This window comes from Bacillus sp. MT94, assembly GCF_058792475.1.
Map to the genome: position 1 here is coordinate 206,407 of NZ_JBXAEZ010000008.1, position 16,575 is coordinate 222,981.

Consider the following 16,575-nt stretch of genomic DNA (forward strand, 5'->3'; position numbering starts at 1 on the left):
AAATAGTTTATAATCTCTTGAAAAGATTCAACGTACTATACTCTATTTCCTATAAAAAAAGAAGCTAACATATGTTAGCTTCGCGTAATCTCATGCCCAATCGCACGATATCCTATATCACTACGATAAAATAAGCCATCGCTTTCAATCTTTGCGATTTCTTTATACACTCTATCTTTCGCTTCTTGTAAGTCTTTCGCTTTATAAGCAATAAATAGTACACGGCCACCATTTGTTACAAAATCCCCATGTTTCATCGCTGTACCTGAATGAAAGACAATAGCATCTTCTAAACGATCTAATCCTGTAATAATTTCACCTTTTTTATACGCTTCTGGATATCCTTTTGAAGCAAGTACAACACCAATTACTGCTTCCTCTGACCACTCTAACACTAACTCACTTTCATCTAATACAGCGTTACATACATCAACTAAATCATTTTCTAAGCGAGGTAATACAACTTCTGTTTCAGGATCACCAAAGCGTGCATTAAATTCAATTACCTTTGGACCATCATTTGTTAAAATAAGCCCTGCATATAAAATCCCTGTAAACGATCGATTTTCTTGGAGCATCGCTTGAGCAGTTGGATGTAATACGGTTTGAATCGCTTCTTGGACTGCTGATTCTGGAATTTGTGGTACTGGAGAATATGCACCCATTCCGCCTGTATTTGGGCCTTTATCAGCATCAAAAGCTCGTTTATGGTCCTGAGCGATTACCATCGGATGTACAGTTGTTCCATTTACAAATGCCATTAATGAAAATTCTTGTCCATCTAAAAACTCTTCAATAACAACCTTCTTACTTGCCGCGCCGAACTTCACATCTTGTAGCATTTCTTTCACAGCTTGTAATGCCTCTTCAAGCGTCATTGCTACCGTTACCCCTTTACCAGCAGCTAATCCGTCAGCTTTAATAACGATTGGTGCACCAACTTTTTGAATGTACTGTACTGCTTCTTCATAATCGGTAAAAGTTTCGTACGCCCCAGTTGGAATATCATACTTTTTCATAAGCTCTTTTGTAAAAGCTTTACTACCTTCAATAACAGCAGCCGCTTTATTCGGACCAAATACGCGAAGTCCCTCTTCTTTAAAACGATCAACAATTCCATTCATAAGTGGAATTTCTGGTCCAACGAAAGTTAATTCCACATTATTCTCTTTGGCAAATAAAACTAATGCATCAAAATCATTTTCATCAATATCAACTGGTATTGCAACATCTCGCATACCTTCATTACCTGGTGCTACATATACCTTTTTCACTTTTGCAGATTGTGCAAACTTCCAAGCTAAAGCATGCTCACGCCCACCGCGGCCAATTACTAAAACATTCATATTTCATCCCCCAATAATTAAATAAGTACAAACTAGAAGCTATGCTCCTAGTTTGCTTTTTCATATCAATAAAAGGTTATCTTGACCGGACTTTTTAAACATCCATCTCAATAAAGGTTTAAAAAGGAGGATCAAGAGCACCGAGCAGGTCTAGGCGCATTTGCCAGGAGGACACGGAGTGTAGCTTTCCTACATAAGTACCGCACTGGCGATGCAACGACGACATGCGAAGGTTACCTTGACCGGACTTTTTAAACATCCATCTCAATAAAGGTTTAAAAAGGAGGATCAAGAGCACCGAGCAGATCTAGGCGCATTTGCCAGGAGGACACGGAGTGTAGCTTTCCTACATGAGTACCGCACTGGCGATGCAACGACGACATGCGAAGGTTATCTTGACCGGACTTTTTAAACATCCTCTATTAGTGTTTGAAATGACGTACGCCAGTGAACACCATAGCAATCCCATACGTATCTGCCACTTTAATAGAATCTTCATCACGGATCGATCCGCCTGGTTGAATGATTGCTGTAATTCCCGCTTTTGCTGCTTCTTCTAATGTATCTGGCATTGGGAAGAAAGCATCAGATGCAAGCGCGCTACCTTGTGCTTTTTCACCAGCTTGTGTAATCGCGATTTTTGCAGAGCCTACACGGTTCATCTGTCCCGCACCGACACCAATTGTCATGTCATCTTTCGCTAAAACAATTGCATTTGATTTCACATGTTTTACAACTTTCCAAGCTAGTTTTAAATCTTTCCATTCTTGCTCTGAAGGTTCACGTTTCGTTGGAATTGAAATTGTACTTTCATCTAATGATAACGTATCTTCCTCTTGAACGAGAAGTCCACCTTGTACAGAAGTTAGTTTTTTGCTTGCACTTGTCGCTTTTTCAATATTTATAGTTAATAAACGTAAGTTCTTCTTACTTTGCAGCACTTCTAAAGCTTCTTGCGAGAACGAAGGTGCGATAACAATTTCTAAGAAAATTTCATGTAACTTTTCTGCTGTAGCTTTATCAATTTCACGATTTGCTGCAATAATACCGCCGAAGATTGATACTGGATCTGCTTCATAAGCACGAGTATATGCTTCGTGAATATTAGTTCCTACTCCAACACCACATGGATTCATATGTTTTACTGCTACTACTGCTGGTTCTGTAAATTCTTTTACGATGCTAAGCGCTGCGTCTGCATCATTAATATTGTTATACGATAATTCTTTACCGTGTAATTGTTCTGCGTATGCAACAGAAGAAGTTGCTGCGAATGGCGCTTTATAGAAAGTTGCTTTTTGATGTGGGTTCTCGCCATAACGTAAGTCTTGCTTTTTCTCAAATGTCACAGTTAATGTTTCTGGACTTTCTTCACCCATTTGCTCTGTTAAGTAGTTAGAAATTAACGCATCATACGCTGCTGTATGACGGAATACTTTCGCTGCTAGTTTACGTTTCGTTTCCTCTGCTACTTCACCGTTCTCTTTCAGTTCTGCTAACACAATATCATAATCTACTGGATCTACAATTACAGATACGAATTTATGATTTTTCGCAGCAGAGCGAATCATTGTCGGGCCACCGATATCAATATTTTCAATTGCATCAGCAAATGTTACATCAGGCTTAGCGATTGTTTCTTTAAATGGGTATAAGTTAACAACAACAAAATCAATTGCTTGAATACCTAATTCATTCATTTGCGCTACATGTGTTTCATTATCACGAACTGCTAATAGACCACCATGAATATTTGGATGTAAAGTTTTCACACGACCATCCATAATTTCAGGGAAACCAGTTACTTCAGAAATACCAATTACTTGTAAGCCGTTTTCTTCTAGTAACTTTTTCGTACCACCTGTTGAAATAACTTCAATCCCTTGCTCTAGTAACCCTTTAACAAATTCTACTACTCCTGTTTTATCTGAAACACTTACTAATGCACGCTTTTTCATTTATCCTTCACCCCTGGTTGTATGTTAGTTAACAGTTGTTTCTTTCACAGACTGAACAATTTGATTCACTGTATTTACGTATAATTTATGTTCAACTTGCTGAATTTTCTTTTGTAAGCTTTCTCTCGTATCCCCTTCAGAAACAACCACTGCTTCTTGCGCAATAATTGGCCCTGTATCCATACCTGCATCTACATAATGAATTGTTACTCCAGTTACTTTCACACCTGCTTCTAACGCTTGACCGACAGCATCTTTACCCGGAAAGCTCGGTAGTAATGATGGATGAATATTAATAATCTTTCCGCCGTATGCTTCTAGTAACGTCGGCCCGATTAAACGCATATATCCAGCTAAAATAATATAATCAATTTCATATTCTTCTAGCTTCTTTAATATCTCTTTTTCAAACGCTTCTTTGGACTCATATGCTTTCGCTGAAAAAGCGAAACACGGAATATGATGATAATGCGCTCGCCCAACAGCACGTGCTTCTGGTTTATCACATACTAATAAACTAATTTCTGCATCCAATCTTTTTTCTTCTACCGCATTAACGAGAGATTGAAAGTTAGATCCACTTCCAGAAGCAAAAACTGCTAATCTACTCATAGTGCTTTGCCCCCATTAAAAGTAACGCCAGCTCCTTGTACAGTACGTCCAATAATACGAGCCGTTTCTCCTTGCTCTTCAAGAAGACGAACAACTTCTTTTGCATCTTCTTCCTTCACTGCTACTACCATACCAATACCCATGTTAAAAATATTGAACATTTCTTTCTCTTCCAGTTTCCCAACTTCTTGAAGTAAATGGAAGATCGGCTGAATTTTCCAAGATCCTAGTTCAATCTCAGCACCAATTCCTTCTGGCAACATACGTGGGATATTTTCAATAAATCCGCCCCCTGTAATATGCGCCATACCGTATACTTCATGCTTCTTCAATAGTTCTAAAATAGGTTTGACATAAATTTTCGTTGGTTTTAATAATTCTTCACCAAGAGGTAGTTCTAAGCGTCCATAAATACGCTCTAAAGATAGTTCTCCATCTTCTAGTAACACTTTTCGTACTAAAGAGTAACCATTGCTATGAATACCGCTAGATGCTAAGCCAATTAGCACGTGACCAGCTTCAATCTTTTCACCTGTTACAATTTTCTTTTTATCAACAATCCCAACTGTAAAACCAGCTAAATCATATTCTTCCGTAGAATACATTCCTGGCATTTCAGCTGTTTCTCCACCGATTAATGCACAACCAGCTTGGCGACAGCCCTCTGATATACCTTTGACGATGTTTTCAATTTTACTAGGTTCAGCTTTACCACAAGCAATATAATCAAGGAAGAAAAGCGGCTCTGCTCCTTGGACAACAATATCATTTACACACATTGCTACTGCATCAATACCAATTGTGTCATGTTTATCTGCCATAAAAGCGAGCATCAATTTTGTTCCCACGCCATCTGTTCCAGATACTAATACAGGTTCTTCTAATGCAAATTTTGATAGATCAAACATACCTCCAAAACCGCCTAAACCGCCTAGTACTTCTTTTCTCATAGTTGTTTGTACGTGTTTTTTCATGCGAGATACCGCTTCATATCCAGCTTCAATATCTACTCCTGCTTGCTTATATGCATTCGCCATCGTTATTTACACCTCGTCTTTTAATTTCTCCCCATCCAGGGCGGGCCGTTTTAAGAAAAAAGCTAGCTTCTACAGCAAAAGAAGTAGAAGCTTTTTTCACTTTTCTTATTTCATACTTTCTAAAAGCTCTTGCTCATAATCATAAAGAGCTGTTGGATAGTCCCCATTAAAGTAAGCCATGCATAGGCCGCCATATTTCCCTTCATATGGACGTCCAATTGCATCTACTAATCCATCTTCGCTTAAAAATGTTAAAGAATCTGCTCCGATCATTTCGCGGATTTCTTCTACTGTATTATTTGCTGCAATTAATTCTTTTCTCGTTTGAATATCAATGCCATAGAAACATGGATATTTCAGAGGTGGTGAAGCAATTCTTACATGAACTTCTGTCGCTCCAGCCTCACGAAGCATACGAACAATTCGTTTACTTGTCGTTCCTCTTACGATAGAGTCATCAATCATAACAACTCGTTTCCCCTCAACCACACCTCTTACTGCGGAAAGCTTCATCTTAACCCCTTGCTCACGCAGTTCTTGAGAAGGCTGGATAAAAGTACGTCCAACGTAACGATTTTTAATTAATCCTAATTCATACGGAATGCCTGTTGCCTCCGCATAGCCAATCGCAGCTGAAATACTAGAGTCTGGTACACCAGTAACAACATCCGCTTCAATAGGAGCTTCCGCTGCTAAACGTTTTCCCATATTTTTACGCGCTGCATGAACGTTAACACCAGCAATATTAGAATCTGGTCGTGCAAAGTAAATATATTCCATACTACAAATCGCATGTTCTACATCGTTTGTGAAACGATCTACGTGAATTCCTTCATCATTAATGATAAGTAATTCACCAGGTTCTACATCGCGAATGTATGTTGCACCTACTACATCAAAAGCACATGTTTCAGATGCTACAACGTAAGCATCCCCCATCTTTCCAATTGAAAGCGGACGGAATCCATTTGGATCTAACGCAACGATCATTTCATTTCCAGTTAGTAAAAGATACGCAAACGCACCTTTCACTTTATTTAGAGCCTCTTTTACACTTTCAATTAAAGAGTCTTTCGTACTACGTTTAATAAGATGTAAAAGTACCTCTGTATCTGAACTAGTTTGAAAAATACTTCCCTCTGCTTCTAATTCACGACGAAGCATTTTTGCGTTAATTAAATTTCCGTTATGAGCTAACGCCATACTATGATCGGAAAAACGGAACAACAATGGTTGAACGTTAGCAACTTCACTTCCACCAGCTGTTGCATATCGTACATGTCCGATTGCTGATTTTCCATTTAATCCTTCTAACTCACCTCTTGAAAACACTTCTGATATTAAACCTAATCCCTTGTGACCGACGATTTTTTCCCCATTATTTACGACAATGCCTGCGCCTTCTTGCCCACGGTGCTGTAAACTGTGCAATCCGTAGTATGAAACTTGTGCTGCATTTTCATGCCCCCAAATTCCGAAAACGCCACATTCTTCGTTTAACCCCTTTATTTCAGCAAGCATGGGATTGCCCCTTTCCAAGCCTTTCTTATTTCATCTACATTTGCTGTAAGTAATACTTCATTTTCTTCATTATGAATTGTTACTTCATTTGTACTTGTTACTTCGCCAACTTGGATTGCTTCTACCGCTTTCTCAAACGCCTCTTTATTTTCACGTTTTACAGTTATCACGAAGCGAGACTGTGATTCAGCGAATAATGCTGCTGTTGCTTCTCCATCTAATTTCACAGTAGCACCTAAGCCGTTAGCACCAATTGCACTTTCTGAAATTGCAACTGCTAAACCACCCTCAGCAACATCATGTGCAGATTGAACAAGACCAGCTTGAATTGCTTCTAATACTTGTTTTTGGCGTTTTAATTCTACATCTAGATCGATACTTGGTGATTGACCGAAAATTTTTCCGTGAATCATTTTCTGTAATTCACTTCCGCCAAACTCAGCTTTCGTCTCACCGATTATATAAACTAAATCACCAGCTTGCTTAAACTCTTGTGTTGTTACATGTTTTAAGTCATGTACAAGTCCGACCATCCCAACAGTTGGTGTTGGATATACAGCTTCGCCACTACGTTCGTTATACATCGATACGTTTCCGCCGATAACTGGTGTTTGTAATGTGCGACAAGCTTCACTCATACCGTCTACTGATTTCTCAATTTGCCAGAAGATTTCTGGTTTTTCTGGGTTACCGAAGTTTAAGCAATCTGTAATTGCAAGTGGCTCACCGCCAGAGCATACGATATTACGCGCTGCCTCTGCTACCGCAATTTTACCGCCCACTTCTGGATCTAAATAAATGTAGCGAGAGTTACAATCTGTCGTCATTGCTAATCCTTTTTCTGTACCACGTACACGTACAACTGCTGCATCTGAACCTGGTGTAACAACTGTGCTTGTGCGAACTTGATAATCATATTGATCATAAACCCACTCTTTACTTGCAATCGTCGGTTGTTGTAATAGAGCGAATAACGTTTCTTTATAATTTTCTACTTTTGGTGTTTCCATTTTCATTGCCTGGAATTCAGCAAAGTATGCTGCTTCTTTTGATGGTTTATGATAAATTGGTGCTTCTTCTGCAAGAGCATCTGCTGGTACTTCAGCTACCTTTTCACCTTTATGGAATAAACGAAGCATTTTGTCTTCCGTTACTTTCCCCATCGTAACGGCTGCAAGACCATACTTCTCAAATAAATCTACTATTTCTTGCTCTCTACCTTTTTTCACAACGATTAGCATACGTTCTTGTGATTCAGATAGCATCATTTCATATGGTGTCATTCCTGTTTCACGCTGTGGTACATCATCTAAGTACATTTCAATACCCATTCCTGCTTTACTTGCCATTTCTGCAGAAGATGATGTTAAACCAGCTGCACCCATATCTTGAATTCCAACAAGTGCATCTGATTGGATTAGCTCTAAGCAAGCTTCAATAAGAAGTTTCTCCATAAATGGATCTCCTACTTGAACTGCTGGACGCTTCGCCTCTGAGCTTTCAGATAACTCTTCAGATGCGAATGTTGCACCGTGAATACCGTCACGACCAGTTGATGCTCCTACGTACATTACCGTATTTCCAGCACCGTGCGCTTGCCCTTTTTTAATATCTTCATGATTAATTAAGCCTACGCACATTGCATTTACAAGTGGATTTCCTTCATAACATGGATCAAACTGTACTTCGCCGCCAACAGTTGGAATACCGATACAGTTACCGTACCCTGCAATCCCTGCTACTACTTCTTCGAATAAATATTTCACACGTGGTGATTGTAATTCCCCAAATCGAAGTGAGTTTAATAGAGCTACTGGGCGTGCTCCCATAGAGAATACGTCACGGATAATACCACCAACGCCTGTTGCTGCTCCTTGATATGGTTCAATAGCAGAAGGATGGTTATGACTTTCCATTTTAAATACAACCGCTTGATTATCACCGATGTCTACAATTCCAGCACCTTCCCCAGGTCCTTGCAAGACGCGCTCACCTGTTGTTGGGAATTTTCGAAGCACTGGTTTTGAATTTTTATAACTGCAATGTTCAGACCACATAACAGAGAATAACCCTGTTTCTGTATAATTTGGCAGACGGCCTAAAATCTTTTCAACCATGGCAAACTCTTCGTCTGTTAGCCCCATTTCCGCATATATGCGCTCTTCTTTAATTTGTGTTGGATTTGGTTCAAGCATTAACGACATATGTTTCCCTCCACTGTTTTAAGATAGATTGAAAGACTTTTAGCCCTTCGGCACCGCCAAGTAATTCATCTACAGCACGCTCTGGATGTGGCATCATACCAAGTACATTTCCTTTTTCGTTTACAATACCAGCAATATCTGAAACGCTTCCATTCGGGTTTTCTACGTAACGGAATGCGATTTGATTATTCTCTTCTAATCTTTTAAGCGTTTCTTCATCACAATAGTAATTCCCCTCACCATGTGCAATTGGAATATTAATTACTTCATCTTTTTCATATTGTGATGTAAACATCGTTTCATTATTTTCAACACGTAACTGAACTGTTCGGCACATAAATTTTAAGTTTTCGTTTCTCATTAACGCTCCTGGTAGTAATCCTGATTCAACAAGAATCTGGAATCCATTACATACACCTAAAATCGGCTTTCCTTGCTCAGCAGCTTTTTGTACTGCTTTCATTGCATTAGCAAAGCGAGAAATAGCACCGCAGCGTAAGTAGTCACCGTAAGAGAATCCACCTGGTAGTAAAATTGCATCATATTCATCTAAATTCTCTGTATCGTGCCAAACGTAATCTACTTCTTCGCCAAGCTCATCTTTAATTGCATGGAACATATCGACATCACAGTTCGAACCTGGAAATACTATTACGGCAAATTTCACTGTGCGACAACCTCCTCAACTTCATAACGGAAGTCTTCCATTACAACGTTCGCTAATAGTTTTTCACACATTTCTTTTACCTTGCTATCTAAGTCAGATACAGATTTATCAATTGTTAGTTCCATGTACTTTCCGATTCGAACGTCTTGTACTTCTGTGAATGAAAGACTATGAAGAGCTCCTTTTACCGCTGTTCCTTGTGGATCTAATACGCTTTCTCTTAATGTTACATATACCTTAACTTTATACATGTGAAATTCCCCCTAAACGTTTTAAAATCTCTTCATAAGCATCTGTTAAATTTCCAAGATCGCGACGGAATACGTCTTTATCAAACTTCTCATTGCTCGTTTCATCCCATAAACGGCAAGTATCTGGTGAAATTTCATCCGCTAATATGATTTCTCCCTCTTCCGTTACACCAAACTCTAATTTGAAATCTACTAATCTTACACGACAGCTTGCGAAATGATCAATCAACACTTGATTGATTTGTAGAGCCATATCTCGTAATACGCTTACTTGCTCTGGCGATGCAACGTTTAATACACGAATATGATCTTCCGTTACAAGCGGATCTCCTAAATTATCATCTTTGAAGTAAAATTCTACGATTGGTTCTGCAAGTACAGTTCCCTCTTCCATTCCTAATCGTTTTGAAAGACTTCCTGCAATTACATTTCTTGTGACAACTTCTAAAGGAATAATACTCACTTTTTTAACAAGTTGTTCTGTTTCAGATAACTTCTCAACAAAATGTGTTTTAATTCCTACTTCTTGTAACTTTCTGAACAATAAAGTTGTAATTTCATTGTTCAAACGACCTTTTCCTGTAATCGTCTCTTTTTTCTCCCCATTGAAAGCAGTCGCACTATCTTTGTACTCTACCCAAACCATATCTGCTGATTCTGTACGATAAATTCTTTTTGCCTTACCTTCATACAGCAATTCTAGCTTTTGCATTTCGCAAGCCCCCTGTAGTTTGAAAAATGTGAATAATATTTTTATAAAGAATGGCACAGAATGACTCTATTCTGTGCCATATGAAATTTTACGCTTCGTTTAATCCAAGGCGTTCAAAGATTGTATCAACGTGTTGCATATGATGCTCATAGTTGAAGCATTCATTAATTTCTTCTTGTGTTAACTTGCTTGTAATGCGCTCATCAGCTTCTACAAGCTCTTTAAATTGTACTTGTGTTTCCCAAGCTTCCATCGCTTTAGGCTGTACGATATCATAAGCTTCTTCACGTACCATACCTTTGTCGATTAGTGTAAGCATTACGCGCTGAGAATAAATTAAGCCGTATGTTCTTGTCATATTGCGTTTCATATTCTCTGGGTATACAGTTAAGTTTTTAACGATATTACCAAAGCGATTTAACATGTAATTTAATGCGATTGTAGCATCTGGTAAAATTACGCGTTCTGCTGAAGAGTGAGAAATGTCACGCTCATGCCACAATGGAACATTCTCATAAGCTGTCATCATATAACCGCGGATAACACGAGCTAAACCAGTCATATTTTCAGATCCAATTGGATTACGCTTATGTGGCATTGCAGAAGAACCTTTTTGGCCTTTTGCGAAAGCTTCTTCAACTTCACGTGTTTCACTCTTTTGTAAGCCACGAATCTCAACTGCCATCTTTTCGATAGATGTTGCGATTAATGCAAGTGTTGACATGTAGTGTGCGTGACGATCACGTTGCAATGTTTGTGTTGAAATTGGTGCTGCTTCTAATCCTAGATTTTCACAAACATATTTTTCTACGAATGGATCGATATTTGCATATGTACCAACCGCACCAGATAGTTTACCAACACGAACTGTATCAGCAGCTTGTTTGAAACGCTCTACGTTACGTTTCATCTCTTCATACCAAAGACCAAGTTTTAAACCGAATGTTGTTGGTTCTGCATGAACACCGTGTGTTCTTCCCATCATGATTGTGTATTTATGCTCTTTCGCTTTGTTAGCTAAAATGCTTACAAAGTTCTCTAAGTCTTTTAATATAATTTCATTCGCTTGTTTTAAGATGTAAGATAATGCTGTATCTACTACATCTGTAGATGTTAAACCGTAATGAACCCATTTACGTTCTTCACCTAGTGCTGGCGTTTCTGATACAGCACGAGTGAATGCAACTACATCATGACGTGTTTCTTTTTCAATTTCATAAATACGATCAATATCAAATGATGCATGTTCACGAATTTTTTTAACATCTTCTTTTGGAATATCGCCAAGCTCAGCCCATGCTTCACAAGCTAAAATCTCAACTTCTAACCACGCTTTAAATTTGTTCTCTTCCGTCCAAATCGCACCCATTTCAGGGCGTGTATAACGACTAATCATCTTTTTCCCTCCAACAGTTGTTCTTGATGGTCCCAAATATGCAAACTCTTCGCTTTTTCTAGAGCGACTTCAATATTATCATTTAAAATATTAACATGCCCCATTTTTCGCTGTGCTTTTGCTTCTTCTTTTCCATACAAGTGTAAATAGCACCCGGTTAATCTATTCACTTGTCTTAGGACCCCTTCTATATGTTCGCCTAAAATGTTTACCATGACAACTGGTTTTAACAAATTTGTTTCTCCTAGAGGTAAATTACAGATTGCTCGAATATGTTGACCAAATTGGCTCGTTTCACATGCATCCTGTGTATAGTGTCCTGAATTGTGAGGTCTTGGTGCTAATTCATTAATGTAAATCTCACCATTAGCTGTAGCAAACATCTCTACAGCTAGTGTTCCCACAAGTTTTAATTCATCCGCAAGTACCTTTGCATAAGCAATTGCTTTTTGAGAAAGCTCTTCTGTAATACGAGCTGGAACGATAGATTCATGCAAAATGTTATTTACATGAATATTTTCCGCTACCGGAAATACTTTCGTTTCACCACTTACACTACGAATCACAATAACGGATACTTCTTTTTCAAAAGGCACCCATTTCTCTAAAATACACTCTGCTTTATCCACAAGATCTCTTGCTGTCTCAACATCAGCCTCACTTCTTAAAACAACTTGCCCTTTCCCATCATATCCACCTGTCGTCGTTTTTAAGACGGAAGGGAATGATAACTCAGCAATTGCTTCTGTAAGCTGATCTTGATTTTGAACTAATCTATACGTTGCTACTGGTAACCCAGCCTTCTCAATTGCATTCTTTTCTGTAAAACGATTTTGCGTTTTATTTAACAACTGGCTACCTTGTGGCAAGTAAGCATGTTTTTCAAGCCATTGTAAACATCTATAATCAATATTCTCAAATTCATATGTGACAACATCACTTATCTCTGCTAAATGCTGAATTGCCTTTAAATCGTCATACGGTGCAACAATTTCAATATCAGCAACTTGTGCACATGGTGAATGCTTTGTAGGATCTAAAACAGCAATTTTATATCCCATCTCCTTGGCTGCCAATGCCATCATTCTTCCTAGCTGGCCGCCTCCAATAATGCCGATTGTTTTTCCAGGTAAAATGATTCTCGTCATACTAGCTCACTACCTTCACGCACATCTTTTTCAATCGCTTCTCGTCTCAATTCTAATGCATCACGTATATCATCATGGAATGATCCAAGTATTTGTGCAGCAAGTAATCCAGCATTCGTTGAACCGGCTTTACCAATTGCAACAGTTGCAACTGGAACACCTCCTGGCATTTGGACGATGGATAATAATGAATCTAAGCCGTTTAATGCTTTTGATTGAACTGGAACTCCAATTACAGGAAGATTTGTCTTCGCTGCAACCATTCCTGGTAAATGTGCTGCTCCACCAGCTCCAGCAATAATAACTTTCAATCCACGTTCACGAGCCGTCTCTGCATATTCAAACATATAATCCGGAGTCCGATGAGCGGATACAACTTTTTTCTCATACGGTATATTTAATTCATCTAAAATGTCACAAGCATATTTCATTGTTTCCCAGTCTGATGTACTTCCCATTATGACTCCAACTAGTGATTTCATATTAGAATCCCCCCGATTCAAATAAAAAAAGCCTGAAATAGAACAGTTTCTCTTTTACTATGAGAGAAAGCGCTCTACTCAGGCATACGTATCCCTTGTGAATAGAAAAATACCGAGTGACTTTCCCTCATAGTCTAACGAATAACGGTCGTTAGGTAGAGACTTGCAGGCCATATCCCCGCGATTATATGAGGTCTTATATTATTGTTTCTATGGCTATATTAACAATATTTCATAAACGATGTCAATAAATAATCGAATGTTTTTTTATTAGTAGTCAATAACGTTCGTGTTTTAGTTATATTCAAAACAAGAATTGCAACTATATGCAAGAAGAAAAGGGAATTAGAATATATATTTCTAGAGATCTATTTACTTATAATCGTTTATATAGTACTTCAGTATGTTTTAAATCACAATATGTACAATCTTGTATTCTACACATCAATAGAACTTTTATTATAACGATTTAATTTCTAAGGAGGATAAACATGAAAGAAAGAACTACGCTATTATCCTATTTATTTTTTCTATCGCAGTAATTGTTGTAATTATTGAATACTTATTTATAGCATCTCATTATTTAAAATATATACTTATGATAGAAATAATGTGTCCTATTTTAAGTATTACTTTAGCGGCATTAGGAAAATCAGGAACACAAAAAATCATTGCTATTATTTTAAACAGTCTCTATTTCATTCTTTTTTCGTCTTTAGCGTTTTTAAATTTATGGATTATAACATCCGGTAAATAAAAATAAACACAAAAAAACCTAAGTCGAAACGACTTAGGTTTTTGCTTGGCGACGTCCTACTCTCACAGGGACAAGGTCCCAACTACCATCGGCGCTAGAGAGCTTAACTTCCGTGTTCGGTATGGGAACGGGTGTGACCTCTCTGCCATCATCACCAAACTATGAAGGCATATTCCTTCAAAACTAGATAACATTTGCTACATATTATATGGTTAAGTCCTCGATCTATTAGTATTCGTCAGCTCCACATGTCACCATGCTTCCACCTCGAACCTATCAACCTGATCATCTTTCAGGGATCTTACTAGCTTACGCTATGGGAAATCTCATCTTGAGGGGGGCTTCATGCTTAGATGCTTTCAGCACTTATCCCTTCCGCACATAGCTACCCAGCTATGCCCTTGGCAGAACAACTGGTACACCAGCGGTGCGTCCATCCCGGTCCTCTCGTACTAAGGACAGCTCCTCTCAAATTTCCTACGCCCACGACGGATAGGGACCGAACTGTCTCACGACGTTCTGAACCCAGCTCGCGTACCGCTTTAATGGGCGAACAGCCCAACCCTTGGGACCGACTACAGCCCCAGGATGCGATGAGCCGACATCGAGGTGCCAAACCTCCCCGTCGATGTGGACTCTTGGGGGAGATAAGCCTGTTATCCCCGGGGTAGCTTTTATCCGTTGAGCGATGGCCCTTCCATGCGGAACCACCGGATCACTAAGCCCGACTTTCGTCCCTGCTCGACTTGTAGGTCTCGCAGTCAAGCTCCCTTATGCCTTTGCACTCTACGAATGATTTCCAACCATTCTGAGGGAACCTTTGGGCGCCTCCGTTACACTTTAGGAGGCGACCGCCCCAGTCAAACTGCCCACCTGACACTGTCTCCCGGGTCGATAAGACCCGTAGGTTAGAATTTCAATACAGTCAGGGCGGTATCCCACCAGCGCCTCCACCGAAGCTAGCGCTCCGGTTTCAATGGCTCCCGCCTATCCTGTACAAACTGTACCAAAATTCAATATCAGGCTACAGTAAAGCTCCACGGGGTCTTTCCGTCCTGTCGCGGGTAACCTGCATCTTCACAGGTACTATAATTTCACCGAGTCTCTGGTTGAGACAGTGCCCAAATCGTTACACCTTTCGTGCGGGTCGGAACTTACCCGACAAGGAATTTCGCTACCTTAGGACCGTTATAGTTACGGCCGCCGTTTACTGGGGCTTCAGTTCAGAGCTTCGCTTACGCTAACCCCTCTCCTTAACCTTCCAGCACCGGGCAGGTGTCACCCCCTATACTTCGCCTTACGGCTTCGCAGAGAGCTGTGTTTTTGCTAAACAGTCGCTTGGGCCTATTCACTGCGGCTTTCCGTTAAGAAAGCACCCCTTCTCCCGAAGTTACGGGGTCATTTTGCCGAGTTCCTTAACCAGAGTTCTCTCGCACACCTTAGGATTCTCTCCTCGCCTACCTGTGTCGGTTTGCGGTACAGGCACCTTTTATCTCGCTAGAAGCTTTTCTTGGCAGCGGGGAATCAAAGACTTCGCTCCATAAGGAGCTTCCCCATCACAGCTCAGCCTTCACGATAAGCGGATTTGCCTACTTATCAGCCTAACTGCTTGGACGTGCACAACCAATCGCACGCTTCTTCTATCCTTCTGCGTCCCTCCATTGCTCAAACGATAAAGAGGTGGTACAGGAATATCAACCTGTTGTCCATCGCCTACGCCTGTCGGCCTCGGCTTAGGTCCTGACTAACCCTGAGCGGACGAGCCTTCCTCAGGAAACCTTAGGCATTCGGTGGACGGGATTCTCACCCGTCTTTCGCTACTCATACCGGCATTCTCACTTCTAAGCGCTCCACCAGTCCTTCCGGTCTGACTTCACTGCACTTAGAACGCTCCCCTACCACTGATACCATTGGTATCAATTCGCAGCTTCGGTGGTGTATTTAGCCCCGGTACATTTTCGGCGCAGAGTCACTCGACTAGTGAGCTATTACGCACTCTTTAAATGGTGGCTGCTTCTAAGCCAACATCCTAGTTGTCTAAGCAACTCCACATCCTTTTCCACTTAATACACACTTTGGGACCTTAGCTGGCGATCTGGGCTGTTTCCCTCTTGACTACGGATCTTATCACTCGCAGTCTGACTCCTAAGGATAAGTCATTGGCATTCGGAGTTTGACTGAATTCGGTAATCCGATGAGGACCCCTAGTTCAATCAGTGCTCTACCTCCAAGACTCTTACACTTAAGGCTAGCCCTAAAGCTATTTCGGGGAGAACCAGCTATCTCCAGGTTCGATTGGAATTTCTCCGCTACCCACACCTCATCCCCGCACTTTTCAACGTGCGTGGGTTCGGGCCTCCATTCAGTGTTACCTGAACTTCACCCTGGACATGGGTAGATCACCTGGTTTCGGGTCTACGACCACGTACTAAACGCCCTATTCAGACTCGCTTTCGCTGCGGCTCCGCCTCTTCAGCTTAACCT

Annotated in this window: 12 protein-coding genes, 2 rRNA genes, 1 pseudogene and 1 riboswitch; of the genes and pseudogenes, 1 reads left to right on the forward strand and 14 read right to left on the reverse strand. The window is 40.1% G+C overall.

All coding sequences use genetic code 11. The annotated features are described in order from the left end of the window. Positions 1–74: 74 nt before the first annotated feature. The 12 genes from purD to purE form a co-directional block, all read right to left on the reverse strand. Positions 75–1,346 carry a phosphoribosylamine--glycine ligase gene (purD, locus tag AC1Q51_RS24495; protein ID WP_090978166.1) on the reverse strand — a complete coding sequence of 424 codons (1,272 nt, stop codon included), beginning with the start codon at positions 1,344–1,346 and terminating at the stop codon, positions 75–77. A 422-nt stretch (positions 1,347–1,768) separates the two neighbouring features. After that, positions 1,769–3,304, reverse strand: a complete 1,536-nt coding sequence (gene purH / locus AC1Q51_RS24500; RefSeq protein ID WP_000745406.1) for a bifunctional phosphoribosylaminoimidazolecarboxamide formyltransferase/IMP cyclohydrolase — start codon at positions 3,302–3,304, stop codon at positions 1,769–1,771. A gap of 24 nt (positions 3,305–3,328) precedes the next feature. Beyond that, positions 3,329–3,916: a phosphoribosylglycinamide formyltransferase gene (gene purN / locus AC1Q51_RS24505; RefSeq protein WP_053565400.1), complete on the reverse strand. Its 588-nt coding sequence runs from the start codon at positions 3,914–3,916 to the stop codon at positions 3,329–3,331. Then, positions 3,913–4,953, reverse strand: a complete 1,041-nt coding sequence (gene purM, locus AC1Q51_RS24510) for a phosphoribosylformylglycinamidine cyclo-ligase (RefSeq protein WP_090978164.1) — start codon at positions 4,951–4,953, stop codon at positions 3,913–3,915. The genes purN and purM overlap by 4 nt, the downstream gene beginning before the upstream one ends. Before the next feature lie 105 nt (positions 4,954–5,058). Further along, positions 5,059–6,474: an amidophosphoribosyltransferase gene (purF, locus tag AC1Q51_RS24515; protein WP_000879026.1), complete on the reverse strand. Its 1,416-nt coding sequence runs from the start codon at positions 6,472–6,474 to the stop codon at positions 5,059–5,061. Further along, positions 6,459–8,678: a phosphoribosylformylglycinamidine synthase II gene (purL, locus tag AC1Q51_RS24520; protein WP_090978162.1), complete on the reverse strand. Its 2,220-nt coding sequence runs from the start codon at positions 8,676–8,678 to the stop codon at positions 6,459–6,461. Before purL ends, purF begins: the two co-directional genes overlap by 16 nt. Continuing rightward, the gene (gene purQ, locus AC1Q51_RS24525; RefSeq protein ID WP_048375606.1) at positions 8,662–9,345 is read right to left on the reverse strand and encodes a phosphoribosylformylglycinamidine synthase subunit PurQ; all 684 of its coding nucleotides are present in this window, start codon (positions 9,343–9,345) and stop codon (positions 8,662–8,664) included. The genes purL and purQ overlap by 17 nt, the downstream gene beginning before the upstream one ends. Next, positions 9,342–9,596 (reverse strand): phosphoribosylformylglycinamidine synthase subunit PurS, encoded by a 255-nt coding sequence (gene purS / locus AC1Q51_RS24530; protein ID WP_000278823.1) that lies wholly within the window; start codon positions 9,594–9,596, stop codon positions 9,342–9,344. The genes purQ and purS overlap by 4 nt, the downstream gene beginning before the upstream one ends. After that, positions 9,589–10,308, reverse strand: coding sequence for a phosphoribosylaminoimidazolesuccinocarboxamide synthase (gene purC / locus AC1Q51_RS24535; protein WP_001170549.1), 720 nt, complete (start codon positions 10,306–10,308; stop codon positions 9,589–9,591). Before purC ends, purS begins: the two co-directional genes overlap by 8 nt. 88 nt (positions 10,309–10,396) lie before the next feature. Further along, on the reverse strand, positions 10,397–11,704 hold the full coding sequence (purB, locus tag AC1Q51_RS24540; RefSeq protein WP_000625682.1) for an adenylosuccinate lyase: 1,308 nt from the start codon (positions 11,702–11,704) through the stop codon (positions 10,397–10,399). Next, complete coding sequence (purK, locus tag AC1Q51_RS24545) at positions 11,701–12,852, reverse strand: 5-(carboxyamino)imidazole ribonucleotide synthase (RefSeq protein WP_000196767.1); 1,152 nt, start codon at positions 12,850–12,852, stop codon at positions 11,701–11,703. The genes purB and purK overlap by 4 nt, the downstream gene beginning before the upstream one ends. Next, on the reverse strand, positions 12,849–13,334 hold the full coding sequence (gene purE / locus AC1Q51_RS24550; protein ID WP_000839370.1) for a 5-(carboxyamino)imidazole ribonucleotide mutase: 486 nt from the start codon (positions 13,332–13,334) through the stop codon (positions 12,849–12,851). The genes purK and purE overlap by 4 nt, the downstream gene beginning before the upstream one ends. A 110-nt stretch (positions 13,335–13,444) precedes the next feature. Then, positions 13,445–13,546: riboswitch (purine riboswitch) on the reverse strand. A 279-nt stretch (positions 13,547–13,825) separates the two neighbouring features. On the opposite strand from purE, the pseudogene AC1Q51_RS24555 reads away from it, so the two are divergent. Beyond that, positions 13,826–14,091 (forward strand): annotated as a pseudogene (locus AC1Q51_RS24555) (hypothetical protein). A gap of 43 nt (positions 14,092–14,134) precedes the next feature. Here AC1Q51_RS24555 and rrf read toward each other — a convergent pair. Both rrf and AC1Q51_RS24565 read right to left on the reverse strand, forming a co-directional pair. Further along, a 5S ribosomal RNA gene (gene rrf / locus AC1Q51_RS24560) occupies positions 14,135–14,250 on the reverse strand. Between the two features lie 49 nt (positions 14,251–14,299). After that, positions 14,300–16,575 (reverse strand): 23S ribosomal RNA (locus AC1Q51_RS24565); the annotation flags it as partial.

Bases quoted from the DNA above. Each gene is read 5' to 3' on its own strand.
- purM (WP_090978164.1), bottom strand. From the start codon at position 4,953: ATGGCGAATGCATATAAGCAAGCAGGAGTAGATATTGAAGCTGGATAT.
- purH (WP_000745406.1), bottom strand. From the start codon at position 3,304: ATGAAAAAGCGTGCATTAGTAAGTGTTTCAGATAAAACAGGAGTAGTA.
- purB (WP_000625682.1), bottom strand. From the start codon at position 11,704: ATGATTAGTCGTTATACACGCCCTGAAATGGGTGCGATTTGGACGGAA.
- purK (WP_000196767.1), bottom strand. From the start codon at position 12,852: ATGACGAGAATCATTTTACCTGGAAAAACAATCGGCATTATTGGAGGC.
- purE (WP_000839370.1), bottom strand. From the start codon at position 13,334: ATGAAATCACTAGTTGGAGTCATAATGGGAAGTACATCAGACTGGGAA.
- purL (WP_090978162.1), bottom strand. From the start codon at position 8,678: ATGTCGTTAATGCTTGAACCAAATCCAACACAAATTAAAGAAGAGCGC.
- purF (WP_000879026.1), bottom strand. From the start codon at position 6,474: ATGCTTGCTGAAATAAAGGGGTTAAACGAAGAATGTGGCGTTTTCGGA.
- purS (WP_000278823.1), bottom strand. From the start codon at position 9,596: ATGTATAAAGTTAAGGTATATGTAACATTAAGAGAAAGCGTATTAGAT.
- purN (WP_053565400.1), bottom strand. From the start codon at position 3,916: ATGAGTAGATTAGCAGTTTTTGCTTCTGGAAGTGGATCTAACTTTCAA.
- purC (WP_001170549.1), bottom strand. From the start codon at position 10,308: ATGCAAAAGCTAGAATTGCTGTATGAAGGTAAGGCAAAAAGAATTTAT.
- purD (WP_090978166.1), bottom strand. From the start codon at position 1,346: ATGAATGTTTTAGTAATTGGCCGCGGTGGGCGTGAGCATGCTTTAGCT.